The 24,547-nt window shown below is 69.2% G+C and carries 26 protein-coding genes; 16 read left to right on the top strand and 10 right to left on the bottom strand.

Features of this window, described 5'->3' with window-relative positions:
• The 8 genes from C7416_RS26540 to C7416_RS26575 form a co-directional block, all read left to right on the top strand.
• Window positions 1–1,158 (top strand): biotin/lipoyl-containing protein (locus C7416_RS26540; protein WP_309250944.1); only part of this gene is annotated, 1,158 nt, incomplete at its 5' end.
• Between the two features lie 165 nt (window positions 1,159–1,323).
• Window positions 1,324–2,289, top strand: a complete 966-nt coding sequence (locus C7416_RS26545; protein WP_111521646.1) for a fimbrial protein — start codon at window positions 1,324–1,326, stop codon at window positions 2,287–2,289.
• 172 nt (window positions 2,290–2,461) lie between these two features.
• The gene (locus C7416_RS26550) at window positions 2,462–3,403 is read left to right on the top strand and encodes a 2-hydroxyacid dehydrogenase (RefSeq protein WP_111521647.1); all 942 of its coding nucleotides are present in this window, start codon (window positions 2,462–2,464) and stop codon (window positions 3,401–3,403) included.
• 51 nt (window positions 3,404–3,454) lie between these two features.
• On the top strand, window positions 3,455–4,390 hold the full coding sequence (locus tag C7416_RS26555; protein ID WP_092317893.1) for a hydroxymethylglutaryl-CoA lyase: 936 nt from the start codon (window positions 3,455–3,457) through the stop codon (window positions 4,388–4,390).
• Window positions 4,391–4,418: 28 nt separating this feature from the next.
• Window positions 4,419–4,937, top strand: a complete 519-nt coding sequence (locus C7416_RS26560) for a YbaK/EbsC family protein (RefSeq protein WP_111521648.1) — start codon at window positions 4,419–4,421, stop codon at window positions 4,935–4,937.
• Window positions 4,934–5,362 carry a thioesterase family protein gene (locus C7416_RS26565; RefSeq protein WP_111521649.1) on the top strand — a complete coding sequence of 143 codons (429 nt, stop codon included), beginning with the start codon at window positions 4,934–4,936 and terminating at the stop codon, window positions 5,360–5,362. The genes C7416_RS26560 and C7416_RS26565 overlap by 4 nt, the downstream gene beginning before the upstream one ends.
• 21 nt (window positions 5,363–5,383) lie before the next feature.
• Complete coding sequence (locus C7416_RS26570; RefSeq protein WP_240988132.1) at window positions 5,384–5,665, top strand: DUF1289 domain-containing protein; 282 nt, start codon at window positions 5,384–5,386, stop codon at window positions 5,663–5,665.
• A gap of 32 nt (window positions 5,666–5,697) precedes the next feature.
• Entirely contained in the window at window positions 5,698–6,591 is an 894-nt protein-coding gene (locus tag C7416_RS26575; RefSeq protein WP_111521718.1) for an MBL fold metallo-hydrolase, read from the top strand.
• A gap of 76 nt (window positions 6,592–6,667) precedes the next feature.
• Here C7416_RS26575 and C7416_RS26580 read toward each other — a convergent pair whose 3' ends face one another.
• From C7416_RS26580 to C7416_RS26605, 6 genes are all read right to left on the bottom strand, one after another.
• Window positions 6,668–8,890 carry a TonB-dependent receptor gene (locus tag C7416_RS26580; protein WP_111521651.1) on the bottom strand — a complete coding sequence of 741 codons (2,223 nt, stop codon included), beginning with the start codon at window positions 8,888–8,890 and terminating at the stop codon, window positions 6,668–6,670.
• Window positions 8,891–9,050: 160 nt separating this feature from the next.
• Window positions 9,051–9,449, bottom strand: coding sequence for a hypothetical protein (locus C7416_RS26585; protein WP_240988133.1), 399 nt, complete (start codon window positions 9,447–9,449; stop codon window positions 9,051–9,053).
• Window positions 9,439–10,731: a GTP-binding protein gene (locus tag C7416_RS26590; protein WP_111521653.1), complete on the bottom strand. Its 1,293-nt coding sequence runs from the start codon at window positions 10,729–10,731 to the stop codon at window positions 9,439–9,441. Before C7416_RS26590 ends, C7416_RS26585 begins: the two co-directional genes overlap by 11 nt.
• Before the next feature lie 233 nt (window positions 10,732–10,964).
• Window positions 10,965–11,384, bottom strand: coding sequence for an RNA polymerase-binding protein DksA (dksA, locus tag C7416_RS26595; protein WP_010813282.1), 420 nt, complete (start codon window positions 11,382–11,384; stop codon window positions 10,965–10,967).
• A gap of 610 nt (window positions 11,385–11,994) precedes the next feature.
• Complete coding sequence (locus tag C7416_RS26600; protein ID WP_111521654.1) at window positions 11,995–13,080, bottom strand: CobW family GTP-binding protein; 1,086 nt, start codon at window positions 13,078–13,080, stop codon at window positions 11,995–11,997.
• Between the two features lie 28 nt (window positions 13,081–13,108).
• Complete coding sequence (locus C7416_RS26605; protein WP_111521655.1) at window positions 13,109–13,630, bottom strand: Fur family transcriptional regulator; 522 nt, start codon at window positions 13,628–13,630, stop codon at window positions 13,109–13,111.
• 105 nt (window positions 13,631–13,735) lie between these two features.
• Here C7416_RS26605 and C7416_RS26610 point away from each other — a divergent pair, with 105 nt between their 5' ends.
• The 5 genes from C7416_RS26610 to C7416_RS26630 all read left to right on the top strand — a co-directional run bounded on the left by C7416_RS26610 (window position 13,736) and on the right by C7416_RS26630 (window position 18,570).
• Window positions 13,736–14,635, top strand: a complete 900-nt coding sequence (locus C7416_RS26610) for an alpha/beta fold hydrolase (RefSeq protein WP_111521656.1) — start codon at window positions 13,736–13,738, stop codon at window positions 14,633–14,635.
• Between the two features lie 287 nt (window positions 14,636–14,922).
• Window positions 14,923–15,909 carry a tripartite tricarboxylate transporter substrate-binding protein gene (locus C7416_RS26615; protein WP_111521657.1) on the top strand — a complete coding sequence of 329 codons (987 nt, stop codon included), beginning with the start codon at window positions 14,923–14,925 and terminating at the stop codon, window positions 15,907–15,909.
• A 223-nt stretch (window positions 15,910–16,132) separates the two neighbouring features.
• A complete protein-coding gene (hslV, locus tag C7416_RS26620; protein WP_012351483.1) occupies window positions 16,133–16,669 on the top strand; it encodes an ATP-dependent protease subunit HslV in 537 nt (178 codons plus the stop codon).
• A 65-nt stretch (window positions 16,670–16,734) separates the two neighbouring features.
• Window positions 16,735–18,066 carry an ATP-dependent protease ATPase subunit HslU gene (gene hslU, locus C7416_RS26625; RefSeq protein ID WP_111521658.1) on the top strand — a complete coding sequence of 444 codons (1,332 nt, stop codon included), beginning with the start codon at window positions 16,735–16,737 and terminating at the stop codon, window positions 18,064–18,066.
• A 210-nt stretch (window positions 18,067–18,276) separates the two neighbouring features.
• Window positions 18,277–18,570, top strand: a complete 294-nt coding sequence (locus tag C7416_RS26630; protein WP_111521659.1) for a hypothetical protein — start codon at window positions 18,277–18,279, stop codon at window positions 18,568–18,570.
• A 79-nt stretch (window positions 18,571–18,649) separates the two neighbouring features.
• On the opposite strand, the gene C7416_RS26635 is transcribed toward C7416_RS26630, so the two are convergent.
• Both C7416_RS26635 and C7416_RS26640 read right to left on the bottom strand, forming a co-directional pair.
• A complete protein-coding gene (locus C7416_RS26635; RefSeq protein ID WP_062796328.1) occupies window positions 18,650–19,261 on the bottom strand; it encodes a response regulator transcription factor in 612 nt (203 codons plus the stop codon).
• Window positions 19,258–20,652, bottom strand: a complete 1,395-nt coding sequence (locus tag C7416_RS26640; RefSeq protein WP_111521660.1) for an ATP-binding protein — start codon at window positions 20,650–20,652, stop codon at window positions 19,258–19,260. The genes C7416_RS26635 and C7416_RS26640 overlap by 4 nt, the downstream gene beginning before the upstream one ends.
• A gap of 186 nt (window positions 20,653–20,838) precedes the next feature.
• Here C7416_RS26640 and C7416_RS26645 point away from each other — a divergent pair, with 186 nt between their 5' ends.
• A complete protein-coding gene (locus tag C7416_RS26645) occupies window positions 20,839–21,330 on the top strand; it encodes a copper chaperone PCu(A)C (RefSeq protein WP_111521661.1) in 492 nt (163 codons plus the stop codon).
• Window positions 21,331–21,492: 162 nt separating this feature from the next.
• On the opposite strand, the gene C7416_RS26650 is transcribed toward C7416_RS26645, so the two are convergent.
• Window positions 21,493–22,428 (bottom strand): LysR family transcriptional regulator, encoded by a 936-nt coding sequence (locus tag C7416_RS26650; protein WP_111521662.1) that lies wholly within the window; start codon window positions 22,426–22,428, stop codon window positions 21,493–21,495.
• A gap of 93 nt (window positions 22,429–22,521) precedes the next feature.
• Here C7416_RS26650 and C7416_RS26655 point away from each other — a divergent pair, with 93 nt between their 5' ends.
• Window positions 22,522–23,076: a DMT family transporter gene (locus C7416_RS26655; protein ID WP_111521719.1), complete on the top strand. Its 555-nt coding sequence runs from the start codon at window positions 22,522–22,524 to the stop codon at window positions 23,074–23,076.
• Here the strand turns inward: C7416_RS26655 and C7416_RS26660 are convergent.
• Entirely contained in the window at window positions 23,025–23,279 is a 255-nt protein-coding gene (locus C7416_RS26660; protein WP_111521663.1) for a cysteine-rich CWC family protein, read from the bottom strand. The two genes, C7416_RS26655 and C7416_RS26660, sit on opposite strands and share 52 nt — an antisense overlap.
• Window positions 23,280–23,615: 336 nt before the next feature.
• Between C7416_RS26660 and argB the strand changes: the two genes are divergently transcribed.
• Entirely contained in the window at window positions 23,616–24,533 is a 918-nt protein-coding gene (argB, locus tag C7416_RS26665) for an acetylglutamate kinase (RefSeq protein ID WP_039008462.1), read from the top strand.
• The last annotated feature ends 14 nt before the right edge of the window (window positions 24,534–24,547 follow it).

Genomic DNA, 24,547 nt, shown 5'->3' on the forward strand with positions numbered 1-24,547 from the left:
GAGATGAACACGCGCCTGCAGGTCGAGCACCCGGTGACCGAGATGATCACCGGCCAGGACCTGGTCGAATGGCAGCTGCGCGTCGCCGCGGGCGAAGCGTTGCCGCTGACGCAGGACCAGCTGCGCATCGACGGCCATGCGCTGGAAGCACGCATCTACGCCGAGAATCCCGACAAGCAGTTCCTGCCGTCCACCGGCACGCTGCGCTTCCTGCGCACGCCGCCGGCGGTGCAGTTCATGCGCGGCGAGGATGCCCATGGCCCGGCCGGCGTGCGCATCGATGCCGGCGTGCGCGAGGGCGACACCATCAGCCCGTTCTACGATCCGATGATCGCCAAGCTGATCGTCTGGGGCAAGGACCGCGACGAGGCGCTGGCGCGCATGCGCCAGGCGCTGGCGGCGTACCACGTGGTGGGGTTGTCGACCAACGTGGCGTTCCTGCAGCGGCTGGTCAAGTCGGAGGCGTTTCGTACCGCCGATCTCGACACCGGCCTGATCGCGCGCAACGAGGCGGTCCTGTTCCCGCCGCCGGCGCCGGTCGGCATGGAAGTGATCGCGCTGGCGGTGGCGGCGCTGCTGGATCGCGAGGCGCGCGAATTGCGCATCGATGCCGCCGATCCGCACTCGCCGTGGACCCACGCCGGCGTGTGGCGGCTCAATGGCGGCGTGTCGCGCACGCTGCGTTTCGGCTATGGCGAGCAGGTGCTCGACGTGAAGCTGGACAGCAATGCGCGCGGCAGCACGCTGATCTACGCCGACCAGGCCGCGCCCTTTGCCTATACCTGCCAGGCGGACGATCTTCGCGTCAACCTCGGCACGCGGCGCACGCGCGGACAGGTGCATGCCGATGGCGATACCTTCCACGTCTTCTACGCCGGCCGGCATGTGAGCCTGGCCTGGCTCGACCCGCTCGCCCACGCGGGCGAAACCGAAGGCGAGGGCGGCAAGCTGACCGCGCCGATGCCGGGCAAGGTCATCGCCGTGATGGTCGAGGCCGGCAGCACGGTCACGCGCGGCACGCCGCTGCTGGTGATGGAGGCGATGAAGATGGAGCACACCATCAGCGCGCCGGCCGACGGGGTGGTCAGCGAAATCCTTTACGGCGTCGGCGAGCAGGTGGCGGAAGGGGCGCAGTTGCTGGCGTTTGCGGGGAAATAGCCCTGCGGCCAGGAACCGGCGCGATGGCGCTGGCCCGGAAGCGGCAGAGCGCGCGAGGGCATCTCGGCTATGACTTTTCCGGCTGAAATTGGGATACCTCCTACGCTTGGGCTTGATGCGTCGTGACTAGAATTGCGGACCTTCAGCCCGTCACGCCGACTTTCCATGCTACGCACGCTATGCCGGATCCTTCTCTGGGCCTTGCTGACTTCGGGCACCGCCGGGGCCGCGTGTACCGGCACCGGCGTCAGTTCGACCATGTCGTTGCCCGCCAGCCTCACCGTTGCGCGGGACTTGCCCAACGGCAGCGTCCTGTTCGATACCGGCTGGGTCGGCAGCGCTTCCGCGTACATCGAATGCGACCCGCTCGAAACCTGGAGCTATGGCTATGCCATGCCGATGATGCCGGCGGCCGGCGCCGGCGTCTATGAAACCGGCGTCCCTGGCGTCGGCATCCGGACCGGATGGTCGAACACGCTCAGCGTGCAGCCGGCCGACATCACCCAGGCCATGGTGCAGAGCTGGCCGCGGGTGCAGCAGACGCTGCCCAATTTGCGCGGCGTCTATCTGCCGCCCGCGCTGTATCGCGTGCAGCTGATCAAGACCGGGCCGATTACGCCGGGCGTGATCGCGTTCCAGAATCCCACCGCGACGTCCATGTATGGCACCGTCGTCGCTACCTCGACCAACTTCACCAGTACGCAGGTCAATATCCGGACGGCGGGCTGCCGCGTCACCAACAACAACATCATCGTCACGCTGCCAACCGCTAGCCTGCAGAGCTTCGGCGGCGTCGGTTCGACGCAAGGCGCGACGCCGTTCGGCATTCCGCTGGTGTGCGATGCCGGCATCAGCATCGCCTACGAACTGGACGGCACGGCGGACCCGTCGAATGCCCCGGGCGTGCTGGCAAACCAGGCCGGCAGCGGCATGGCCACCGGCGTCGGGGTACAGGTGCTGCAAGGCAAGGTGCCGGTCACGCTGAATGGGGTGTCGTCTCCGTATGTGCTGACCACCAGCGACAACGAGGCCGTCAGCATTCCGATGACCGCACGGTATTTCAAGACCAGCCCGGTCGTGACCAGCGGCCGCGTGAGCGCCATCGCGACGCTCAACATGAACTACCAGTAGCGGCCCGCGCGCCGCCTGGCGCCGCCGCACAAGACCGCGCGAGCCGCGCAAACCATGGAAATGCCCCGCCAGCGCGGGGCATTTTCCATTGGCGGCGTTTCCGCCATCCGCCCCCGCGGCGCATTCCTCTGCCAAAATAGCCCTTTGAACCACCAGAGTCGCTGGAGACATCATGAAGTTGCAGTTGTACGTTCCGGATGGCCGTTACGAACCCTGGATCGAAGGCTTCGCCGAGGCGCTGCCCGAAGCCACCTGCGTGACCTGGGACGACAGCCGCGGCGAGGCCGCCGATTACGCCGTGGTGTGGCGCCCGCCGGTCGAGATGCTGCGCGGCCGCACCGACCTGAAGGCGGTGTTCAACCTCGGCGCAGGCGTCGACGGCATCCTGCGCCTGCGCGACGAGGATCCTCAGGCACTGCCGGCCGGCGTGCCGATCGTGCGGCTGGACGACGCGGGCATGGCGGCGCAGATGGCCGAATACGTCACCTCTGCCGTGCTGCGCTATTTCCGCCGGCTGGACGATTACGCCGCCCAGGCGCAGGCCGGCAAGTGGAAATTCCTCAAGCCGCACCGCCGCGAGGACTTCACCATTGGCGTGATGGGCATCGGCACGCTCGGCACGCATATCGCGCGCACGCTGGCCGGCTTCGGCTTCCCGGTGCGCGGCTGGAGCCGCACCGCGCGCGCCGTCGAGGGCGTGGTGGGATTCCACGGCGATGCCGGCCGCGCGCCGTTCCTGGACGGCCTGCGCGTGCTGGTCAATGTGCTGCCGCTGACGCCGCAGACCGAGAACATCCTCAACGGCGAACTGTTCGGCAAGCTGGCGCAAGGTGCCTACGTGATCAATGTCGCGCGCGGCCAGCACCTGGTCGAAGCCGACCTGCTCGCGGCGGTACAGGCCGGCCAGGTCGCGGGCGCGACGCTGGACGTGTTCCGCACCGAGCCGCTGCCCGCCGACCACCCGTTCTGGCAGGAGCCGCGCATCACCATTACGCCGCATATCTCGGCGCTGACGCTGCGCGAGGACAGCATCGCGCAGATCGCCGGCAAGATCCGCGCGTTGCGCGCCGGCCAGCCGATCGCGGGCGTGGTCGACCTGCAGCGCGGCTATTGATTACCGAACGAGCCAACCAAATCCCCACCGAATAAACGACAGGAGACAGCCATGACCATGCCGAACTACGTGAAGATCGTTGAAGTGGGCCCGCGCGACGGCCTGCAGAACGAGAAGGCGATGGTGCCGACCGACGTGAAGGTCGCGCTGATCAACCAGCTTACCGACGCCGGCTTCGTCAATATCGAGGCCGCCTCGTTCGTGTCGCCCAAATGGGTGCCGCAGATGGCCGACGGCGCCGACGTGATGGCGCGCATCCAGCGCCGCGCGGGCACGCTGTATTCGGCGCTGACGCCGAACATGAAGGGCTTCGAGGGCGCGATCGCGGCCGGGGCCGACGAGGTGGTGATCTTCGGCGCGGCCAGCGAGGCGTTCTCGCAGAAGAACATCAACTGCTCGATCGCCGAGTCGATCGCGCGCTTCGCGCCGGTGGCGGCGGCGGCCAAGGAGCAGGGCGTGCGCCTGCGCGGCAGCATCTCGTGCGCGCTCGGCTGCCCTTACCAGGGCGAGGTGCCGGTCAGCTCGGTGGTCGATGTGGTGCGCCGCATGCGCGAGTTGGGCTGCGACGAGATCGACATCGCCGACACCATCGGCGTGGGTACGCCGGTGCGCGTGCAGGAAGTGATGCGCGCCGCGGCGGCGGAGTTTGCGCTGGACCGGCTCTCCGGCCATTTCCACGACACCTACGGCCAGGCCCTGTCCAACATCCTGGCCAGCCTGGAAGTGGGCATCGCGATCTTCCACGCCTCGGTCGCGGGCCTGGGCGGCTGCCCCTATGCCAAGGGCGCCACCGGCAATGTCGCCACCGAGGACGTGCTGTACATGCTCCATGGCATGGGCATCCACACCGGCATCGACCTGGAAGCGGTGGTGCGCGCCGGCGACTACATCTCGCAGGCGATCGGCCGCGCCAACAGTTCGCGCGTGGGCCGCGCCCTGCTGACCAAATGGGCCGCCGCCAGCGACGCGGCGCCGGCCTGCGTGTAAGGCGCGCGGTGCGCAAACAGGAGAACGCATGACGATGCCTGACCAAGCGCTGCCCGAGTCCGCGCAGCGCGTGGCCGACCTGCTGGCCGGCCTCGGCCACGACCGGCCCGTGGTGATGCTGCCCGCGACCGGCAAGACCTCGGCCGAGGCCGCCGCCGGGCTCGGCTGCAGCGTGGCCGAAATCGCCAAGTCCATCATCTTCCGCCGCGTCGCCGACGATGCGCCGGTGCTGGTGATCGCCAGCGGCAGCAACCGCGTCGACGAAGCCAAGGTGGCCGCGCGCGTGGGCGCGCTGGGCAAGGCCGACGCGCGCTTCGTGCGCGAGAAGACCGGCTATGCCATCGGCGGCGTCTGCCCGATCGGCCATGCGGTGGCGCCGGTGATGCTGCTGGACCAGGACCTGTTTCGCTATCACAGCCTGTGGGCCGCGGCCGGCCATCCGCACGCGGTGTTCAACCTGACCCCGCACCAGCTGCAGCAGATGACCGGGGCCGAAGTGGCCGATGTCGCGGCGGCCGCCGCTGGCACCTCCGGAGCCGCGGCATGAGCCCGGACCTGCGCCCCGGTCTGGCCTTCACCTGGCAATACACGGTGCCGCCCAAGGCCACGGTGCCGCGCCTGTATGACGATATCCCGGGCTGCCCCGAGATGCCCGACGTGCTGGCCACCGGCTACCTGGTCGGCATCATGGAGTGTGCCTGCCTGCAGATGCTGCGCGAACACCTCGACTGGCCGCGCGAGCAGTCGCTCGGCACGCTGGTCAGCTTCTCGCACCTGGCGCCGACCCCGCCGGGCATGACTGTGACGGTCAGGGGTGAACTGGTCGAGGTCGACGGGCGCCGCCTGCGCTTCCAGCTGAGCGCGTGGGACGGCCAGGACAAGATCTCGGAGGGCGTGCACGAGCGCCACCTGATCGACGTCGGCCGCTTCAACCAGAAGGTCGCGGCCAAGGCTGCGCGCGCGGCGGGCTGAGTAGCGAGCGCGCGCAACGCCATGGCTACGATGCCCCCTTCGCCGCCTTCGCCGCCTTCGCCCGCCTCGCTCGCCGCGGAACTGGCCAGGCAGGCCGACGCCGCGATGCGGGCAACGCCGGTGCCGTCGCCGTGCCGCAACGTCTGCCGCATGGACCCGTCGAGCGGCTATTGCGAGGGCTGCCTGCGCACCATCGAAGAGATTGCCGGCTGGTCGTCAGCCGGCGACGAAGACAAGCGCCGCATCTGGGCGCAACTGCCGCGGCGCGCCGCAGGGCTGGCGGGCGAGGAGACATCGTCGTGAGCGAAAACACCGTGCCGCGCTTGCCGGCCACCATGCGCGTGTTCGAGCGCGGCTGGCTGTCGGCCAACAACATCCTGTTCGACGACGGCGCCGATACCGCGCTGGTCGACACCGGCTACGTCACCCACGCGCCGCAGACGCTGGCGCTGGTGGCCTCGGCGCTGCAGGGCCGGCCGCTGGCGCGCGTGATCAACACCCATCTGCACTCGGACCACTGCGGCGGCAATGCCGCGCTGCAGGCGCGCTGGCAGCCGCGCACCGCGATCCCCGCAGCCGAGGCCGAGGCCGTGGCGGCGTGGGATACCGATGCGCTCAGCTATAAGGCCACCGGCCAGCAGTGCGACCGCTTTACCTTCGACAGCGTGCTGAACGACGGCGACACGCTGCGCCTGGGCGGCATCGACTGGCAGGTGGTGGCGGCCCCCGGCCATGACCCGCACGCGGTAATGCTGTTCGCGCCGGCCGAGCGCATCCTGATTTCCGGCGACGCGCTGTGGCAGAACGGCTTCGGCGTGATCTTTCCCGAGCTGGAGGGCGAGAGCGGCTTCGCCGAACAGGCGGCGGTGCTGGCGCGCATCGCGCAGCTCGACGTGCGCGTGGTGATTCCCGGCCACGGCAGCGTGTTCACCGACGTCGCCGCGTCGGTCGAACGCGCGCAGGGACGCCTGGCGTACCTGAGTGCCGACCCGGCGCGCAATGCCGCCCATGCGGTCAAGGTGCTGGTGAAATTCAAGCTGCTCGAGGCGCAGCGGATGACGCTGGCGGCATTGGCCGCGTGGATGGAGGCGGCGCCGCTGATGGCCCACATGCGCGAGCGCTTCATGGCGGGGCAGCAGATGGCGGAAATCTGCGCCCAGACGGTGGGGGCGCTGGCGCGGGTGGGGGCGGCGCAGGTCGAGGGGGAGTGGGTGGTGAATCGGGATTAGGTTTGTTTGAATTTGGCCGGGGGAGAGGGCCGGCGCCTCCACGAAGTACCGCCCCACCCGCACCGCAGTCTCGTCGTCAGAACGACGTCCTGAACCCTACCTTCACGCTCCTGCCAGCCATCGGCGCGATATCCCGCAGGATCGAGGCCGCGTTGCGCGCGTCCTGGTTGGTCAGGTTGTCGCCGCGCAGGTACACCAGGGTTTGCGTGCCCGCCACCTTGAACTTGTAGGTCAGCGCCAGGCTCAGCAGCGTGTAGGCATCGGTCGGCGTGTCGTTGGACGGCACACGCGTCTGTTTGGCCGCGTAGGTGACGTCGACGCGCGCGCCCCACGGCCCGGCGCCATACACCAGCGCGCCGCCCAGGCGCAGCGGCGCGAGGCGCGGCAGCGGCTCGCCGGTGTCGCGGTTTTCGCCGCGCACGTAGTCGGCGCGCGCCTCGAAGTCGAGCGTGTCGCTGCTGGTCAGCATCTTCTGCAGCAGGCGCGTCTTGCCTTCGGCCTCGAAGCCGTACAGCGTCGCCGGCACGCCCAGGTACTGGAACTCGGGCAGCGCATCCGGGCTGCCGACTGCGACCACGTCGCCGGCCTCGTCGCGCGCGCGGCCGGTGGCGCTTAGCGCGAGGTAGTTGGCAAAGCGGCTGTAGTAGCCCGACATGCCGGCGCTGTGCGCGCCTGACTTGAAGCGCACGCCCAGGTCGATCGAGGTGGCGCGCTCCTTGTTGGCGTTCGGATCGCCGACTTCCCAGGCACCGGTCGCGACGTGCGGACCATTGGCGTACAGCTCGTAGAAGGTCGGTGCGCGTTCGGTGTAGGACAGGTTGCTGGTCAGCGACCAGGCCGGGTTCATCTTGTACAGCAGGCCGGCCGAGGCGCTGGTGGCGTTGAAGCTGCGGTTGGCGTCGGCGAAGCGGTCGTTGCCGTTGGCGCTGGCCTTGACGCTGCTGTGATCGAGCCGGCCGCCGAAATTCAGCTTCAGGTCGCCGCCGGCGGTCAGCGGCATTTCCTCGAACAGGAACAGCGCGGCGTTGTCGGTGTTGGTGCTGGGCACGAAGGCCTCTTCGCCCAGCGCCGAGAAGTTGGTATGGCCGAACTGCGTGCCGACCACGCCGGTCAGGTTGCCGATCTTCGCGTGGCGGGCCTCGAAGCGCGCATCCCAGCCGCGGTTCTTGAAGATGGTGCCGGTCTCGCCGTCCTCGATTTCGCGGTGCTCGTAGTCGGTGAAGCTGACCTTGCCCTTGACCGACTCGAACCAGCCGCCGGTGTTGCCCGCCAGGTTGCGCGCCTCGCCTTCCAGCGCGAAGCGGTCCTGCTTCATCTTCAGCCGCACCGCGTCCTCGGCGGGCGTGCCGTAGTCGTTGCGGTAGGCGCTGTAGTTGGCGCCGAGGAAGCCATCCGCCCAGGTGTAGGAGCCGCCCAGCGAGCCGCCCTGCTGGTCGGCGCTGGTATTGGGCAGGCGGCCGTACGGTTCGGCCTCGCCGTCGGGCAGCGGCTCGGCGTTGCGCAGGCGGTCGCTGCGCGCGTAGCCGGGGATGCGCAGGTCGCTGGTCTTGCGCGCGAAGGCATCGGCGTGGACCGCGAACTTGCCGTTGCCGGCCTCGATCAGCGCGCTGGCGTTGCGCGCCTGGTCGCCGCCGGCGGTGGCGCTGGCATCGACCGCGCCGCCGACGCCTTCGATCGGCTCCTTGGGGATGCGGTTGTCGATCACGTTGACCACGCCGCCGATGGCATTGCCGCCGTACATCAGCGCCGCCGGCCCGCGCACGACTTCGATGCGCTCGGCCACCAGCGGGTCCACCGGCACGGCATGGTCGTAGGACAGCGTCGAGGCGTCGACCGTGGTGCCGCCGTTCTGCAGCACCTTGATGCGGTCGCCGTCGAGGCCGCGGATCACCGGCCGGCTGGCATTGGGGCCGAAATAGGTCGACGACACCCCGGGCAGCTTGTCGAGGGTCTCGCCCAGCGTGCTGGCCTGTCGTACGGTCAGCGCGTCGCCGCCCAGCGTCGAGACCGGCGCCACCATGTCGTTCAGGTCGCTGCCCAGCGGGTTGGCGGTGACCACGACTTCGCGCAGCGTGGCGCCGGCCGGGGTGGCTGGCGCGGAGGCAGGCACGGCGGCAGGCACGGCGGCGGGAGGAGCGGCCTCGGCGGCCGGCGCCGTGGTGGTCTGCGCCAGCGCGGCGGGCGCCACCAGGGCGGTGGCCAGCGTGGCGGTCAGCGAGGCGGCAAGTGTAGCCAGCGGGGTCAGGCGCAGGGAGGCAGGCTGGGTAAAACGGCGGGCGGTGTAACGGTTCTTCGACATGGCGCGCGTAGCAATGCAGTGGCAATCGGCCCGGCTGGCACGACGGCATCCGGCCAGGCGAGGCACACCCGCGATGGGGCATGGCGGCGCGGCCGACAGGGCGCGTGTTCAGCTCGGAATGCGTAAGACGGCGGGGGCGCGGCGCTGGCCGCGTCCCGGATCAGGCGAGGGCGATGGCCGGCGGCGGCGGGGCGCGCGATTGGAAGGGCTGGGATGAGGGCAGGTCGGGCCAGCGCCAGGCCAGGCTGGCGGGCTTGACCGGCTTGCCGTAAGCAAGCTGCAGCGGCGGCAGCTTGCCGCAATGGGTGTCGGCGACGGTGGCGCCATCGAACAGCACGCACGAGTGACCGCTGAAGGCCTGCGACCGCGGGTGCGGGTCATTGTCGGACGCGGCGGCGTTGGCCGCGGCCGGGGCGCCGGCCGGTGCAAACAGGCCGCCATGGACGATGCGGTGGGTCAGCCCGGCATGCTGCGCCAGCAGCAGGCACAGCGCCAGGCACAGCGCGGACCACAGGCCCGGGCCGTGTGCGCGCAGGCGGGCGAACCAGTCAGTGCGCATGGGGAGGGCCGCCGTGGCCGCCATGACCGTGATCGTGATCGTGGCCGGGATCGCCGCAACCGCAGTCATCGCCATGGCTGTGGTCGTGGCCATGGTCGTGGTCGTCGTCGAAATCATCGACCCAGGCGGGGAACGGGTCCGGATACGCGGCCCAGGCCTCCACCCCGGCGGCCATCTCGGCATCGCTCAGCAGGCAGGCGTCGAGACGGGCCTGCAGCGCGGCGTGGTCGAGGTCCAGGCCGATCAGCACCAGTTCCTGGCGGCGGTCGCCGAACGGTGCCGGGGCGCCGCCGTCATGCATGTCGGCTTCCACTTCCGCGCGCTCGGCGGCGTCGGCCGGCCATTCCGCCGGGTCCAGCGCCGCCCACCAGGCGCCGGCGCCGCCATGGCGGCAGACGCCGCCGGACTGGTTCCAGTCGCCCGCGGTCTCCATGCGGCCCGCCAGCCAGAACAGTCCTTTGGAGCGCAGCACGCTGCCATGCTCGCGCAGCCATTCGGTATGGATCAGGTCGGCGAAGCGTTGCGGGTGGAATGGGCGGCGGCGGCGGTAGACCAGCGTGGACACCCCGTTGGCGGCATCCGCCGCGGGCGCCTCGCCACGCAGCGCGGCGAGCCAGCCGGCGCCATCGGCGGCGGCTTCGAAATCAAAGCGGCCGGTGCCCTGCACGCGTCCGGGCGGCACCTTGCCGAAGCTGGCCTCGACGATGTCGGCGCGCGGGTTCAGCGCCTGCAGCGCCGCGCGCAGCCGCGCCAGCTCCGCGGCATCGACGAGGTCGGCCTTGTTCAGCACGATCACGTCGCAGCCTTCGATCTGCGCCACCAGCACTTCGGCCACGGTGCGGTCGTCCTGGTCCTGCGTCAGGCCACGCTCGGCGAGGAATTCGGCTTCGTTGAGATCGCGCAGCACGGTGGCGGCATCGACCACGGTTACCAGCGTATCAGGCTGCACGGCCGCGCCGGGCCCCGCGCCATGCTCGGCCTCGAACAGGAAGCCTTCGGCAATCGCCAGCGGCTCGTCCAGGCCGTCGGCCTCGACCAGCAGCGCGTCGAAACGGCCCGTGGCGGCCAGCCTTGCGGCTTCGGCGAGCAGTGGCTCGCCCGACGGCAGCAGCGTGGCCTCGCAACCGGGCGGCAAGGGCGCCAGCGTTTGTCCGTCCTGCGCGCCGCAGACCAGTACGCCGACACGCCCGCCCGCGCCATGCGCGAGCAGGTGGTTCAGCAGCGAGGTCTTGCCGGCGCCGGCAAAACCGGACAGCACGGTGACGGGCAGGCGATCAGCCATGGCAGCAGCAGGGAATGTGGAGGAGGCAACGCAGCGCGTAAAGGTCGCGCGCGCTGTTGCAACAAGGTTGCGAATTTACCAGAAAGGCCGCGGCGGCAACAGCCGGATGATTCTCAATGTCGGGCCGTGGCCATGGCGCGACAAGCGCTGGTGCGGGGCCCAAAAACAAACGGCCCGGGGTATCCGGGCCGTGATGTTGCGCAGGCTGCGCCGGCTGGCCGGCGCGCCGTGCTTCAGTCGCCGAACAGCTTCTGGCGCAGTTCGCGGCGTTGCTGCGCTTCCAGCGACAGCGTCGCGGTGGGGCGCGCCAGCAGGCGCGGCACGCCGATCGGCTCGCCGGTTTCCTCGCACCAGCCGTAGTCGCCGGACTCGATGCGCTGCAGCGACTGTTCGACCTTCTTCAGCAGCTTGCGCTCGCGGTCGCGCGTGCGCAGCTCCAGCGCGTGTTCTTCCTCGATGGTGGCGCGGTCGGCCGGGTCCGGCACGATCACGGTTTCGCGCAGGTGTTCCGTGGTCTGGTCAGCGTTCTTCAGGATTTCGTCGCGCAGCTGTTCAAGGCGGTGCTTGAAGAAGGCGAGCTGCGCTTCGTTCATGTAATCCTTGTCGCTCATCTTCAGGATTTCAGCTTCAGTCAGAAGTTTGTTGCTGCTCATGGTTGCTGCTGATTCTCTTGTTGATGCGGCCGGCGGCGTCTCAGTCCGCTCGGGTGCGCTGTCCGCGCGCTTGCGCGCCACGGTTGTTTCACTCTGGCTGGCTGCAGTCTTGCTGCTTCGCGGGCCTCCCTTCCTTGCGCCCGCTTCGGCGTTCGCCGTACTGCCGCGGGGAGCGGGCGCGGCCTTCACAGGCTGCGCCTTGAGCGTCTCTGCCGCTGCACTACCAGTCTTGCTGCGGCTTTCTTTGGTCTTCGTTGCGGCTGTCATGGGGACACCTCTCTCTCGCGTCAGTCAGTGACGGCGCGCGTCGGGGTACCCCAAGCGGAACAGGCGGTCTCCGCACGAAGCACTGCGACCGCACCTGCTGGCGGCCTGCCTCATGCTGACGACAACCGCCGCCCTGCAAGTCCACCGGCAAGCGGTGGACCGGACACCGGTGGCGGGAAAAAGGTGCGCCACCGGTATCAAATCCGGCCTATTGTACTTGAACAAATTTTTCGGAGATATGGGGAAAACCGGCTGGCGCTTCGGTATTTCCCCGGTACCCCGAACGGGGGGCAGCCGCGCGGCGGTGTCGGAAGGGATGCCGCCCATGGGACGGCAGGCGCACTCAGGCCAGGCAGTTCTCCAGGCCCTTGAGGATGGCGTCGCGGGGCAGGTCCACGCCGATGAACACCATGCGCGTGCCCGGGGTCTCGTCTTCCCACTTGGCACCGATGTCGCTGCCCATCAGCTGGTGAACGCCCTGGAACACCACTTTGCGGTCCACCCCCTCCATATATAGTACGCCCTTGTAGCGCAACAGTTTTTCCCCGTAGACCGCCAGGATGCCGGACAGGAATTCCTCCAGCTTGCCGTAGTGGAACGGCTTGTCGCTGCGGAAGACGAACGACGCGATGCGGTCGGTGTGGTTGTGGTGGTGATGGTGGTCGTGCGCATGACCATGGTCGTGACCGTGATCGTGATCATGGCCGCAGTCGGTGCCGCAATGGTCGCCGTGCTCATGGTCGTGCGCGTGGTCGTGGTCGTGTTCCTCGGCGCGCAGGAATTCCGGGTCGATCTCGAGCTTGGCGTTCAGGTTGAAGCCGCGCAGGTCGAAGATGGTTTCGATCGGGGCCTCGCCGAAATTGACCAGGCGGATCGGCGCGCGCGGGTTCATATGCAGCAGGCGATGGCGCAGCTCGGCCACGTCGGCTTCGCCTACCAGGTCGGACTTGGTGATGAAGATGGCGTCGGCAAAGCCGACCTGGCGCTGCGCCTCTTCCTGCTGGTCGAGCTGCAGGTGGGCGTGCTTGGCATCGACCAGCGTGATCACCGCGTCGAGCAGGTAGCGCGAGGCGATCTCTTCGTCCATGAAGAAGGTCTGCGCCACCGGGCCCGGGTTGGCCACGCCGGTGGTCTCGATCACCACGCGGTCGAAGTCGATCTCGCCGGCGTCGCGGCGCGTCAGCAGCGTCGACAGCGCCTGCACCAGGTCGCCGCGGATAGTGCAGCAGATGCAGCCGTTGCTCATCTGCACGATCTGCTCGCGGCCATCCTGCACCAGGATCTCGTTGTCGATGTTTTCTTCGCCGAACTCGTTCTCGATCACGGCGATCTTCATGCCGTGCTGCTCGTTCAGGATGCGCTTGAGCAGGGTGGTCTTGCCGCTGCCGAGGAAGCCGGTCAGGATCGTGACCGGAATCAGTTTGGACATTGTTGGTTCTCCGGGAAATGAGTGCCGGTCAGTGGGCGGCGCGCGGACGCTTGCCGCACTCGGCGCAGACGCCGTTCACGGTCAGTTCGACATGTTCGATGGCAAAGCCGCTGGGCACGCGCGGCGCGGCCGGCTGCGCCGGTGCGGCGGCATCGTCCAGGCAGAAGGTGCGGTCGCAGCGGGTGCAGTGGAAATGGCTGTGCTGGCGATGCTCCTGCGCGCGCGCGGCCTCGTGCTCGACCAGGCTGAAGCGGAACACGCGGTCGTTGCCGGCCCGCTTCTGCGCCACGCCCTGGTCTACCAGCCAGTCCAGCACGCGGTAGACGGTGACGCGGTCGATGGTCTCGCCGGCGTCGGGCAGGCGGTCGATCACGGCCTGGTGGGTCAGCGCCTCGTCGCTGCCGATCAGGCAGGCCAGGATGCACAGCCGCGGCTGGGTCACGCGCGCGCCCAGCCGGCGCAGGCGTTCATGGGCGGCCTCCAGGGCCGACGGGGTCGGGCTTGCCGGTTCCGGCGCCAGGGCCGGCCGGTCCGGACTGGAACGGGTCATGGCCGGATTTAACCATAGCCCTACGGTTGTTGCAATTCAGTTGCGTCAGCCGCGACGGCGGATTGCGCTTATGATCGGCACAGGACCACCTGAGCGGAGACCCCCATGCTGAATGACGCGAGCGCGCTGCTGTTCCCGAATTTCGAACCGTTCCGGCAACAGGTCGGCGAGGTCGAGATCGCCGGGGTGCGGGGCGGCTCGGGGCCGCCGTTGCTGCTGTTGCACGGCCACCCGCAAAGCCACCTGATCTGGCACGGGGTGGCGCCCGCGCTGGCCGACCACTTCACCGTGATCGCCACCGACCTGCGCGGCTATGGCAGCAGCGCTGCGCCGCCCGGCAATGCCGGCCACGAGCGCTACAGCAAGCGCGCCATGGCGCAGGACCAGGTGGCGCTGATGGCCGCCCTCGGCTACCCGCGCTTCGCGCTGTGCGGCCATGACCGCGGCGCGCGCGTCTCGCACCGCCTCTGCCTGGACCATCCCGAGGCGGTCAGCCGTGCCATGCTGCTCGACATCGCGCCCACGCTGGCCATGTACGAGCGCACCAGCATGGCGTTCGCCGCGGCCTACTGGCACTGGTTCTTCCTGATCCAGCCGGCGCCGTTCCCCGAGACCCTGATCAACGCCGAGCCGGACTTCTATATCCAGAAGCTGATGGGCCTGCGCCACGCCGGCCTGGCCGCGTTCGCGCCCGATGCGATGGCCGCCTACACCGCGGCGATGCGCGACCCCGCCCGCGTGCACGCCATGTGCGAGGACTACCGCGCCGCCGCCACCATCGACCTCGAGCACGACCGCGCCGACCGCGAGGCCGGGCGCCGCCTGGCGCTGCCGCTGCGCGTGCTGTGGGGCGAGCACGGCGTGGTGGCGCGCTGCTTCGAGCCGCTGGCGCTGTGGCAGGAAGTGGCCGCCGACGTGAGCGGGCGCGCGCTGCCCTGCGGCCATTACATCCCCGAGGAAGCCCCCGAGCCGCTGCTGGAGGAAATGCTCGGTTTCTTCCGCTAGCCGGCGGCGGCTGTCGCGAAACGCGGAGTTTGTGGGCGATAGCTGCCAGTTCTTCCCGCTTTCCCGCCATATGCCGCGGATTGCAGGCGGGTTAGCCCCTATACCTGCCTATTGTCTGCTGTGGTTAACATCAAGCCCCGCCCTTGCAGTTTACGCGGGGCAGCGAAGCCAGCCGGCATGGTCCAAGCGCGGCCAGAGAGACCGCGCCAGAGCGCCCGCCCACGCGGGCGCCAGGCCGGCGGCAACGCATTGCAGACGGGTATTACCGGGAACCAGGAGAAGAGAGCATGAAACGAGTGGCAAAGATGGTCGCGGCCGCTATGGCAGTCAGCGCGATGGGTGTGGCGACGGGCGCGTACGCCCAGGAATATCCGGGCAGCAAGCCGGTGACGGCGGTGGTGCCGTTCGCCGCGGGCGGCCCGACCGACAAGGTCTCGCGCGAACTGACCATGATCATGTCCAAGCACCTGGGCGCGACCATCGTGATCGAGAACCTCGGCGGTGCCGGCGGCACCATCGGCGCCAAGAAGGTGGTCCAGGCCAAGAACGATGGCCACACCGTGCTGATCCACCATATCGGCATGTCCACGGCTCCGGCGCTGTACCGCAACCTCGGCTTCGATCCGCTCAAGGACTTTGAGATGGTCGGCGAGATCGCCGACGTGCCGATGGTGCTGGTGGGCAACAAGTCGCTGCCGCCCAACACCTTCAAGGACCTGGTGCCGTATATCAAGGCCAATGCCAGCAAGCTGTCGCTGGCCAATGCCGGCATCGGCTCGGCCTCGCACCTGTGCGGGCTGCTGTTCCAGAGCGCGATCCAGACCGAGCTGACCACGGTGCCGTACAAGGGCACCGCGCCGGCGCTGACCGACATCCTGGGTGGCCAGGTCAATCTGATGTGCGACCAGACCACCAATATCGCCGGCCAGCTCAAGGCGGGCGCGCTCAAGCCGTACGCGGCCATGCAGTCGCGCCGCGTGGAAGCCTTCAAGGATATCCCGACCGCCGCCGAGCAGGGCCTGCCGGGCGTCGAGGTGAAGATCTGGCACGCCATGTACGCGCCCAAGGGCACGCCCAAGCCGGTGATCGACAAGCTGTCGGCGGCGCTGCAGAAATCGGTGGCCGACCCGGCCTTCCGCGCCAAGATGGCCGAGCTGGGCGCCGAGGCCGTGCCGGCGCAGCGCGCCACGCCGGATTCGCTGCGCACCTTCCTGGCCGCCGAGATCAACAAGTGGACCCCGGTGATCAAGAAGGCCGGCGTCTATGCGGACTGATCTGATGGAGTGATTGATGCGGCGCGCTGGCCTGCTGGCCGGCGCGTTGTGCCGAAGGGCCATGCCTTGCGCATGGCCCTTTTTGTTTTCGCTCGCCGCGACCGGCGCTGGCCGGCGTCCTATATTGGTCAGACTGCCGCCGCGCCCGCGCGGTGCACGACAGGCCTTGAAACCGCGCGCAGGCGTCGCCAACTACGGTCCTGACATATTCACGGAAGCCACCATGGAACAGTATCACGGCACTACCATCGTCAGCGTCCGCCGCGGCAATCAGGTCGCGCTGGGCGGTGATGGTCAGGTCACGCTCGGCAATATCGTGATGAAGGGCACCGCGCGCAAGGTGCGCCGCATCTACAACGGCAAGGTGCTGGTCGGGTTTGCCGGCAGCACCGCCGACGCCTTCTCGCTGCTGGACCGCTTCGAGGCCAAGCTCGAGAAATACCAGGGCAACCTGACCCGCGCCGCGGTCGACCTCGCCAAGGACTGGCGCTCGGACCGCGCGCTGCGCCGGCTGGAGGCCATGCTGATCACCGCCGACCGCGACACCACGCTGGTCATCACCGGCAACGGCGACGTGCTGGATCCCGAAGGCGGCATCGCCGCGATCGGCTCGGGCGGCGCGTATGCGCAGTCGGCGGCCAAGGCGCTGATGGAGAACACCGAGATGGCGCCCAAGGACGTGGTCGAGAAGGCGCTGACCATCGCCGGCGAGCTCTGCATCTATACCAACACCAATTTCGTCATCGAGACGCTGGAATAAGCCGCTGGCACCAGCGGGGGCCGGCGTACGTCCCCCGCGCACCGCGCCCCAACTGAACGGATACCATGCCGCACACCATGACCCCGTCGGAAATCGTTTCCGAACTCGACAAGCACATCATCGGCCAGAACAAGGCCAAGAAGGCCGTGGCGGTGGCGCTGCGCAACCGCTGGCGCCGCCAGCAGGTGGCCGAGCCGCTGCGCCAGGAAATCACCCCCAAGAACATCCTGATGATCGGCCCGACCGGGGTCGGCAAGACCGAGATCGCACGGCGCCTGGCCAAGCTGGCCGACGCGCCCTTCATCAAGATCGAGGCGACCAAGTTCACCGAGGTTGGCTATGTCGGCCGCGACGTCGACACCATCGTGCGCGACCTCGCCGAGATGGCGATCAAGCAGACGCGCGAATCCGAGATGAAGAAGGTGCGCACCAAGGCCGAGGACGCCGCCGAGGACCGGCTGCTCGACGTGCTGCTGCCGCCGCCGCGCGATATCGGCTTCTCGCAGCCGGAAGAGAAGGATTCCAACACGCGCCAGGTGTTCCGCAAGAAGCTGCGCGAAGGCCAGCTCGACGACAAGGACATCGAGCTCGAGGTCTCCGCCGGCATGCCGAGCATGGACATCATGGGCCCGCCGGGCATGGAAGACATGACCGAGCAGATCCGCTCGATGTTCGCCGGCCTGGGCCAGGGCAAGAAGGCGCGCCGCAAGATGAAGGTCAAGGAAGCGTTCAAGCTGCTGATCGACGAAGAGGCCGCCAAGCTGGTCAACGACGAGGAGCTCAAGCACAAGGCCATCGCCAATGTCGAGCAGAACGGCATCGTGTTCCTGGACGAGATCGACAAGATCGCCAGCCGCAGCGATATCGGCGGCGGCGAGGTGTCGCGCCAGGGCGTGCAGCGCGACCTGCTGCCGCTGGTCGAGGGCACCACGGTGAACACCAAGTACGGCATGATCAAGACCGACCATATCCTGTTCATTGCCTCGGGCGCGTTCCACCTGTCCAAGCCGAGCGACCTGATCCCCGAGCTGCAGGGCCGCTTCCCGATCCGCGTCGAACTGGAATCGCTGTCGGTGCAGGACTTCGAGGCCATCCTGACGCAGACTGATGCCAGCCTGACCAAGCAGTACCAGGCGCTGCTGAACACCGAAGAGGTCAACCTGGTGTTCGCGCCGGACGGCATCCGCCGGCTCGCCGAGATCGCGTTCTCGGTCAACGAGAAGGTCGAGAACATCGGCGCGCGCCGGCTCTATACGGTGATGGAGCGGCTGCTGGAGGACCTGTCCTTCCACGCCAGCAAGTCGTCCGGCGAGACCGTGACTATCGACGCCGCGTATGTCGACCAGCGCCTGGGCGACCTGGCCGGCAACGAGGACCTGTCGCGCTACGTGCTGTAAAGCCCGCAGCCGGCCCAAGTAAGGCGCACCACGGTGCGCCTTTTTTCATGTCCGTGCGTTTCGGCCTGCCACATCCCGGTAAGGCTCGTAAGCATTGGTAAGCCCGCTGGCCGGCGTTGCCGGACGATGCGACCCTTGCGCACCTTGACGGTCGATTGACCGGTGCGGGAGCCACCGCATCCCCCTCAACCCACTGGCAGGAGAAATCACATGGTCCATTACAAGACCCGCCGGGTCGTGCTTGCCACGGGCGGCCTGCTGGCCGCGCTGGCCGCCGCCACGGCCTTCCTTTGCATCCGTCCGCCGATGCCGGCGGCCGAGGCCGCGCAATCGGGCACCCTCGGCGCGGCCGCTGCGGCGGCGGCGACGCTGGCATTGGATTCGGGCGCGCTGTTCACGCTGGCGGACCGCCATGCCGGCGATGCCATGCGCATTGCCGACAGCGGCACGCCTCCGGACGGCGCCGACGGCCTGGAGTGGGACTACGTCCAGCTGCGCCTGTAAGGCGGCGTCATGCCGCGCCATGCAAAAAAGGCCGCGCACGTGCGCGGCCTTTTTGCATTGGAGGGATCCTTCAGCGCGGTCAGCGTGATACCGGCCGCTTGCCCAGCTTGCGCTGCAAGGTGCGCCGGTGCATGTTCAGCGCCCGCGCGGTGGCGGAGATATTGCCGCCGTGCTCGGCCAGCACGCGCTGGATATGCTCCCACTCCAGCCGCGCCACCGACAGCGGCACCGGTTCTTCCAGCGCGGCCTGCGCCGCGTCTTCCGACACGCCCGCCATCAGCGCGGTCAGGATCGAATCGACATTGGCCGGCTTGGCCAGGTATTCGTCGGCGCCCTGCTTGACCGCCGCCACCGCGGTGGCGATGCTGGCGTAGCCGGTCAGGATCAGGATGCGCGCGTCGGGCAGGGCCTGCCGCAGCGGCGCCACCAGCTGCAGCCCGGACTCGGCGGGCGCGGTGCTGCCGGCTGCGGGCGGCGGCTCCAGGTGCAGGTCCAGCGTGACGTAGGCAAAGTCGGTGCGCGCCGCCAGCGCCAGCGCGGTGCGGCCATCATGCGCCACCGCCACGGCATAGCCGCGGCGCGTCAGCGCGCGCGCCAGCGTGCCGGCAAAGACTTCATCGTCGTCGATCACCAGGAAGGGCGTGCCGGCCGGTGCGGTGGCTTCGGGTACCGGGGTAAGGGGTTCGGTCATAAGGCAGAGGGCACGGTGGCGGCGGCAGCCGCCGAGGTGGAAAGCGTGGAGAGCACGGGCAGGCGCAGTTCGGCGACGGTGCCGCCGCCGGGGCGGTCGTGCCAGGCGAGTTCGCCGCCCATCTGCCGGGCGGCGCTTTGCGCCAGGTACAGCCCGATGCCCTGGCCGCCGTGCTGGCTGGCCACCGGGGTTTCGCCAAGCTGGCCGCGCAGCGCTTCGGGGATGCCGTCGCCGTGGTCGGCGACGCGGAACGACAGCCACGGCGCGGTATTGCCCGGGGCCATGGCGATCTGCAGCTGCAGCGGCTGCGCGCCGCGCCCGGCCGCCTGCTGGCTGCGCGCGGCGTTGTCGAGCAGGATGGTCAGGATCTGGCCCACGCGCGCGGTTTCCACCGACTGCGCGCCGGCGCCCGGCGTTGCCACAGCCTGCAGGCTGGCATTGGGATGGCGCAGCTGCCAGCGTTCGGCAAACGCCGGCAGCCAGCCGTCGATGCGCTGCGGCGCCAGCGTGGCCGGGTCTTCGCGCAGCCGCGCCAGGGTCGAGCGGCACAGCGCCAGCTGCTGCTCCATGGTCTGCAGGTCGGGCAGATAGCCGCTGATGGCGGCGGCGCCGCGGCCGGCGTCGGAGGCATCGGCGCGCAGCTCGCCGGCAATCACGGCCAGCGTCGCCAGCGGCGTGCCGATTTCATGCGCCACCGCCGCGGCCTGGCCGTTCAGGTCTTCGACGCGCGCTTCGCGCAGCAGCTGCTCGCGCGCCAGGTTCAGCTGCGCCTCGCGCTGGCGCAGCACGCCCGACAGGCGCGCCACGAACAGCGCGATCATCACCGCGCTGGCGACAAAGTTCAGCCACATGCCGGCCAGGTGGTAGGTCACCGCGTTGTCCGGGTTGTGCAGGTCCAGCGGCACGTATTCGATCAGCAGCACCGTGTAGCAGGCCAGCGCGTACAGCGCCAGCGCAATCACCTGGCGCCACGGCAGGATGGCCGCGGCGATGGCCAGCCCCGGCAGGTAGAACGAGACGAACGGGTTGGTGGCACCGCCGGTGTAGAACAGGATCGCCGACAGCGCGGTCAGGTCGACCAGCAGCTGGCCCATCAGCTCGGCCTCGCCGGGCGCGCTGTTGCGCCGCGTGTGCTGGCGCAGCCGCAGGCCGGTGAGCAGGTTGAACAGCGCCTGCAGCCCCAGCACCACCAGCAGCGGCGTGTAGGGCAGGCGGATGCCGGCAATCGGCTCGCACACCAGCACGGTCAGCGCCTGTCCGCCCAGCAGCGCCCAGCGCAGCCAGAACAGCCGGCGCAGCGTCACCTGGCCATGGCGTGCCGAACTGCCGGCCGGCAGGGGCGACAGGAACGGGAAGTCGGGCAGGCGGGTCATGGCTGGGGCGGGGCGCATGGCGCGAGTGTATCAATGCCGCCGCGGGGCGCCGGCGCGTGCGACACCTTGCCGCATTGGCGCGCCGCCGCGGCGGCTGCCAGACTGGCTGGTTGCGCGGTCGAGCGCGCGTGCCCGGGGGCCACGCCGGGCGCAGGCGGGACGGTCCTCGCCATGGTCTAATGTCTGCTTTCAGGAGAGCCTTTGATGCAAGCCAAATTCCGCCCGGCCACGCTGGCCGCTTCGTTTGCCCTGGCCGCCACGCTGGCATCGGGCGCCGCGCTGGCCCAGGTCGATGTCAGCAACGCCTGGGTGCGCGGCACGGTGCCGACCCAGACCGCTTCGGGCGCCTTCATGGTGCTGCACGCGCACCAGGATGCGAAGCTGGTCGGCGTGTCGTCGCCGGTGGCGGCGGCCGAGCTGCACGAGATGAAGATGGAAGGCAACGTGATGCGCATGCGCCAGCTCAAGTCGCTGGACCTGCCCAGGATGCAGAACGTCGAACTGAAGCCGGGCGGCTACCACGTGATGCTGATGGACCTGAAGGCCCAGCTCAAGCCCGGCGATACCGTGCCCATCACGCTGAAGATCGAGCAGGGCGGCAAGGTGGTCGAGCAGAAGGTCACGGCCGAGGTGCGCAGCATGGTGCCCGCTGCTGCCAGCGGCGGCCACGCCGGCCACGGCGACCACAAGCACTGACCGGCCTGGCCGTCGGCGCAGCGACATCTTGGCCAACAAGCAGCATGGGACCCGCCAGAAGCTGGTTTTCCGCGGCCAGCCAGGGGCTGGCAAGCGTCCTGCGGGGCCGGCACCGCGGCGTGAACCCCGCCCCCCGGCGCAAGCCCGGCCCACCGGGCGCCGTCAGCCGCGCAAGCTGATCGGCTCGTCCGAATCCTGAGTCGCCGCCGCCGCCAGCACGCGCTCGCGCAGCCAGGCGTGGGCGGGATCGGCCTCGGTGCGCTGGTGCCAGATCATGGTGAAGGTGAAGTCGTCGAGCGCAAACGGCGGCGCGAACACGGCGTAGCGCGGGTCGTCCTCGAGCGCGGCCAGGCTGCGCCGCGCGGTGGTCAGCACCAGGTTGGTCCCGGCGATCAGCGCCGGCGCCACGCTCCAGTGCGGCACCACGCAGGCGATCTTGCGCCGGCCTCCCAGTTTGGCCACGGCCGTGTCGATCGCATCCATGCGTTCGCTGTGGGTGGCGACCAGCACGTGCGAGCGCGCCAGGTAGGCCACCTGGTCGAGCCGGCCGGTATCGCGCACGGTGGCGGCATCGACCGCGCAGGCATAGCTTTCGCGGAACAGCTCGGCGGACTGCACGCCTTCGGGCTGGTGGCTGAACACCCCCAGCGCCATGTCGATCTCGCCGTCGGCCACTTGCGCGGTCATGCCCTCGCGGCTGGCCTGCGACACCACCAGGTCGATATTGGGCGCGGCCTTGCGCACCGCGCGCAGCAGCCGCGGCAGCACCACCAGCGCGCCGTAGTCGGACATCGCCAGCCGGAAGCTGCGCCGCGCCGTGGCCGGCTGGAAGCCGCTCGGCCCCAGCAGGATGCGCACCTGCGCCAGCGCCTCGGCCAGCGGCCCCGACAGCTCGTGCGCGCGCGCGCTCAGCACCAGCCCGCCCTTGCCGCGCACCAGGATCGGGTCGTCGAGCAGCTGCCGCAGCCGCCCGAGCGCATGGCTGACCGCCGGCTGGCTCAGGTGCAGCCGCAGCGCGGCACGGGAGATATGGCGCTCCGCCAGCAGTGCTTCCAGCACCACCAGCAGGTTGAGGTCGATTCCGCGTAGGCTATTCATTCGGCGAATATTAAACGTACGAAAGCAGAATTGGAAATTCGCAAAGCGATATTTCAAACTGCTGGCATCGCATCTTGCCCTATGGAGCGCGCCATGTCAGGCACCCAGCTGTCGTTTTCGATCCCGTCATCGCTGTGGCTGCCGCTGGGCACCGCCGTGCTGGCCGGTGCCGCGATCCCGTTCCAGGCCGGGGCCAATGCCACGCTCGGGCGCATGCTCGGCCATCCGCTGTCGGCGACGCTGGTGTCGCTGCTGGTCAGCCTGCTGGCGCTGCTGCCGGTGCTGTGGCTGATGCGGGTGCCGCTGCCGTCGCCGGCGGCACTGGCCCAGGCGCCGGCCTGGCTGTGGAGCGGCGGGGTGCTGGGGGTGTTCTATATCTCGGCCGCGCTGATCATGGCCCCCCGGCTGGGCGCCGCCGGCTTTATCGCCGCGGTGGTGGCCGGGCAGGTGCTGGCCGCGCTGCTGGTGGACCAGTTCGGCCTGGCCGGGTTTGCGGTGCGCGCGCTGACGCCGGCGCGGGTGGCCGGCGCCGCGCTGATCGTCGCCGGGATGCTGGCGATGCAGTGGGACAGCGGTGCGGCGGCCGCGCCGGCGCGTCAGCCGGCCGCTGGGTCGGGTACGGAACCGGGGGTGGAATCCGGCGCCTGATCCGCCTGCCGCCGGTCCGCCAGGCAGGCCGGACAAAGGCAATGCTGGCCCGGCACGATCTGCCGCGCCGGCAGCAGCGGCTGGCTGGCGCACCAGCACTCGGGCAAGCCCGCCACGTAGCCGCAGACGAAGCCGGCGCCGCAGCGGCTGCAATGTTCGACCGGGCGCAGCTGGCCGGTCAGCACCGCTGTGGCGTCGCTCATGTTTGCCTCCGCGATGGGGAGGCGGCGCGGGAATTTCGGTCGGGCATGATCGAAGCGATTCGGGAACACTGTGCCGCGGCGCGGGCCAAACCGCTACGAAGCGGTGCGCTTGTTGCATCGACGGAACGCGCCGGTGCCCCGCAGGCCGCTTGCAGCCGGTTCGCCGCGCCGCGTTGGGCCGGCGCGCTTTCGCCCCGCGCGGTTTCTTGTAAAATCGGCGCCTGCCGTGGCCGGATGGCGCACTTTCGGGCGATCCCCGGGGGCGATCCGTCGGGCTTCCCCCCGGGGACGCGGCGGCTTAGCCATCATACCTGTTGATTCTCACGGATGTCCCCCATGAACGCCGACAACCCTGGGCCTGCCGCGACCGCGGTGGCCGCCATCGCTCCCGCACTGAAGGCCGAGATCCTCGCCGAGGCCCTGCCGTATATCCGCAAGTTCCACGGCAAGACCATCGTGGTCAAGTACGGCGGCAATGCCATGACCGAAGAGAAGCTCAAGCACGGCTTCGCGCGTGACGTGATCCTGCTGAAGCTGGTCGGCATGAACCCGGTGGTGGTGCACGGCGGCGGCCCGCAGATCGACGAGGCGCTGAAGAAGGTCGGCAAGGTCGGCACCTTCGTGCAGGGCATGCGCGTCACCGACGAAGAGACCATGGAAGTGGTCGAGTGGGTGCTGGGCGGTGAAGTCCAGCAGGACATCGTGATGCTGATCAACCAGTACGGCGGCCAGGCCGTCGGCCTGACCGGCAAGGACGGCGGCCTGATCCGCGCCAAGCGCCTGCAGATGCCCGACCGCGAGAACCCGGGCGCGTTCATCGACATCGGCTATGTCGGCGACATCGAGGCGATCAACCCGGCGGTGGTCAAGGCGCTGCAGGACGACGCCTTCATCCCGGTGATCTCGCCGATCGGCTTCTCCGACGACGGCCAGGCCTACAACATCAATGCCGACGTGGTCGCCGGCAAGATGGCCGAGATCCTCAAGGCCGAGAAGCTGGTGATGATGACCAACATCCCGGGCGTGATGGACAAGAAGGGCAACCTGCTGACCGACCTGTCCGCGCGCGAGATCGAGGAACTGTTCGCCGACGGCACCATCTCGGGCGGCATGCTGCCGAAGATTTCGTCGGCGCTGGACGCGGCCAAGAGCGGCGTGCATTCGGTGCACATCATCGACGGCCGCATCGAGCATTCGCTGCTGCTGGAAATCCTGACCGAGCAGGCCTTCGGCACCATGATCCGCTCGCACTGAGCGGAGCCCCCGGA

Source organism: Cupriavidus phytorum (assembly GCF_003254285.1).
GTDB classification, from domain to species: Bacteria; Pseudomonadota; Gammaproteobacteria; order Burkholderiales; family Burkholderiaceae; genus Cupriavidus; species Cupriavidus phytorum.

Excerpts from the sequence above, each read along its gene's own strand:
- C7416_RS26660 (WP_111521663.1), bottom strand. The coding sequence starts at position 23,279 with ATGAGCGACGCCACAGCGGTGCTGACCGGCCAGCTGCGCCCGGTCGAA.
- C7416_RS26600 (WP_111521654.1), bottom strand. The coding sequence starts at position 13,080 with ATGTCCAAACTGATTCCGGTCACGATCCTGACCGGCTTCCTCGGCAGC.
- hslU (WP_111521658.1), top strand. The coding sequence starts at position 16,735 with ATGCCGCACACCATGACCCCGTCGGAAATCGTTTCCGAACTCGACAAG.
- C7416_RS26640 (WP_111521660.1), bottom strand. The coding sequence starts at position 20,652 with ATGCGCCCCGCCCCAGCCATGACCCGCCTGCCCGACTTCCCGTTCCTG.
- C7416_RS26570 (WP_240988132.1), top strand. The coding sequence starts at position 5,384 with ATGGCTACGATGCCCCCTTCGCCGCCTTCGCCGCCTTCGCCCGCCTCG.
- C7416_RS26610 (WP_111521656.1), top strand. The coding sequence starts at position 13,736 with ATGCTGAATGACGCGAGCGCGCTGCTGTTCCCGAATTTCGAACCGTTC.
- C7416_RS26545 (WP_111521646.1), top strand. The coding sequence starts at position 1,324 with ATGCTACGCACGCTATGCCGGATCCTTCTCTGGGCCTTGCTGACTTCG.
- C7416_RS26580 (WP_111521651.1), bottom strand. The coding sequence starts at position 8,890 with ATGTCGAAGAACCGTTACACCGCCCGCCGTTTTACCCAGCCTGCCTCC.
- C7416_RS26645 (WP_111521661.1), top strand. The coding sequence starts at position 20,839 with ATGCAAGCCAAATTCCGCCCGGCCACGCTGGCCGCTTCGTTTGCCCTG.
- C7416_RS26575 (WP_111521718.1), top strand. The coding sequence starts at position 5,698 with ATGCGCGTGTTCGAGCGCGGCTGGCTGTCGGCCAACAACATCCTGTTC.
- C7416_RS26615 (WP_111521657.1), top strand. The coding sequence starts at position 14,923 with ATGAAACGAGTGGCAAAGATGGTCGCGGCCGCTATGGCAGTCAGCGCG.
- C7416_RS26655 (WP_111521719.1), top strand. The coding sequence starts at position 22,522 with ATGTCAGGCACCCAGCTGTCGTTTTCGATCCCGTCATCGCTGTGGCTG.
- C7416_RS26605 (WP_111521655.1), bottom strand. The coding sequence starts at position 13,630 with ATGACCCGTTCCAGTCCGGACCGGCCGGCCCTGGCGCCGGAACCGGCA.
- C7416_RS26650 (WP_111521662.1), bottom strand. The coding sequence starts at position 22,428 with ATGAATAGCCTACGCGGAATCGACCTCAACCTGCTGGTGGTGCTGGAA.
- C7416_RS26585 (WP_240988133.1), bottom strand. The coding sequence starts at position 9,449 with ATGCGCACTGACTGGTTCGCCCGCCTGCGCGCACACGGCCCGGGCCTG.
- C7416_RS26635 (WP_062796328.1), bottom strand. The coding sequence starts at position 19,261 with ATGACCGAACCCCTTACCCCGGTACCCGAAGCCACCGCACCGGCCGGC.
- C7416_RS26555 (WP_092317893.1), top strand. The coding sequence starts at position 3,455 with ATGACCATGCCGAACTACGTGAAGATCGTTGAAGTGGGCCCGCGCGAC.
- argB (WP_039008462.1), top strand. The coding sequence starts at position 23,616 with ATGAACGCCGACAACCCTGGGCCTGCCGCGACCGCGGTGGCCGCCATC.
- hslV (WP_012351483.1), top strand. The coding sequence starts at position 16,133 with ATGGAACAGTATCACGGCACTACCATCGTCAGCGTCCGCCGCGGCAAT.
- C7416_RS26630 (WP_111521659.1), top strand. The coding sequence starts at position 18,277 with ATGGTCCATTACAAGACCCGCCGGGTCGTGCTTGCCACGGGCGGCCTG.
- C7416_RS26560 (WP_111521648.1), top strand. The coding sequence starts at position 4,419 with ATGACGATGCCTGACCAAGCGCTGCCCGAGTCCGCGCAGCGCGTGGCC.
- C7416_RS26590 (WP_111521653.1), bottom strand. The coding sequence starts at position 10,731 with ATGGCTGATCGCCTGCCCGTCACCGTGCTGTCCGGTTTTGCCGGCGCC.
- C7416_RS26565 (WP_111521649.1), top strand. The coding sequence starts at position 4,934 with ATGAGCCCGGACCTGCGCCCCGGTCTGGCCTTCACCTGGCAATACACG.
- dksA (WP_010813282.1), bottom strand. The coding sequence starts at position 11,384 with ATGAGCAGCAACAAACTTCTGACTGAAGCTGAAATCCTGAAGATGAGC.
- C7416_RS26550 (WP_111521647.1), top strand. The coding sequence starts at position 2,462 with ATGAAGTTGCAGTTGTACGTTCCGGATGGCCGTTACGAACCCTGGATC.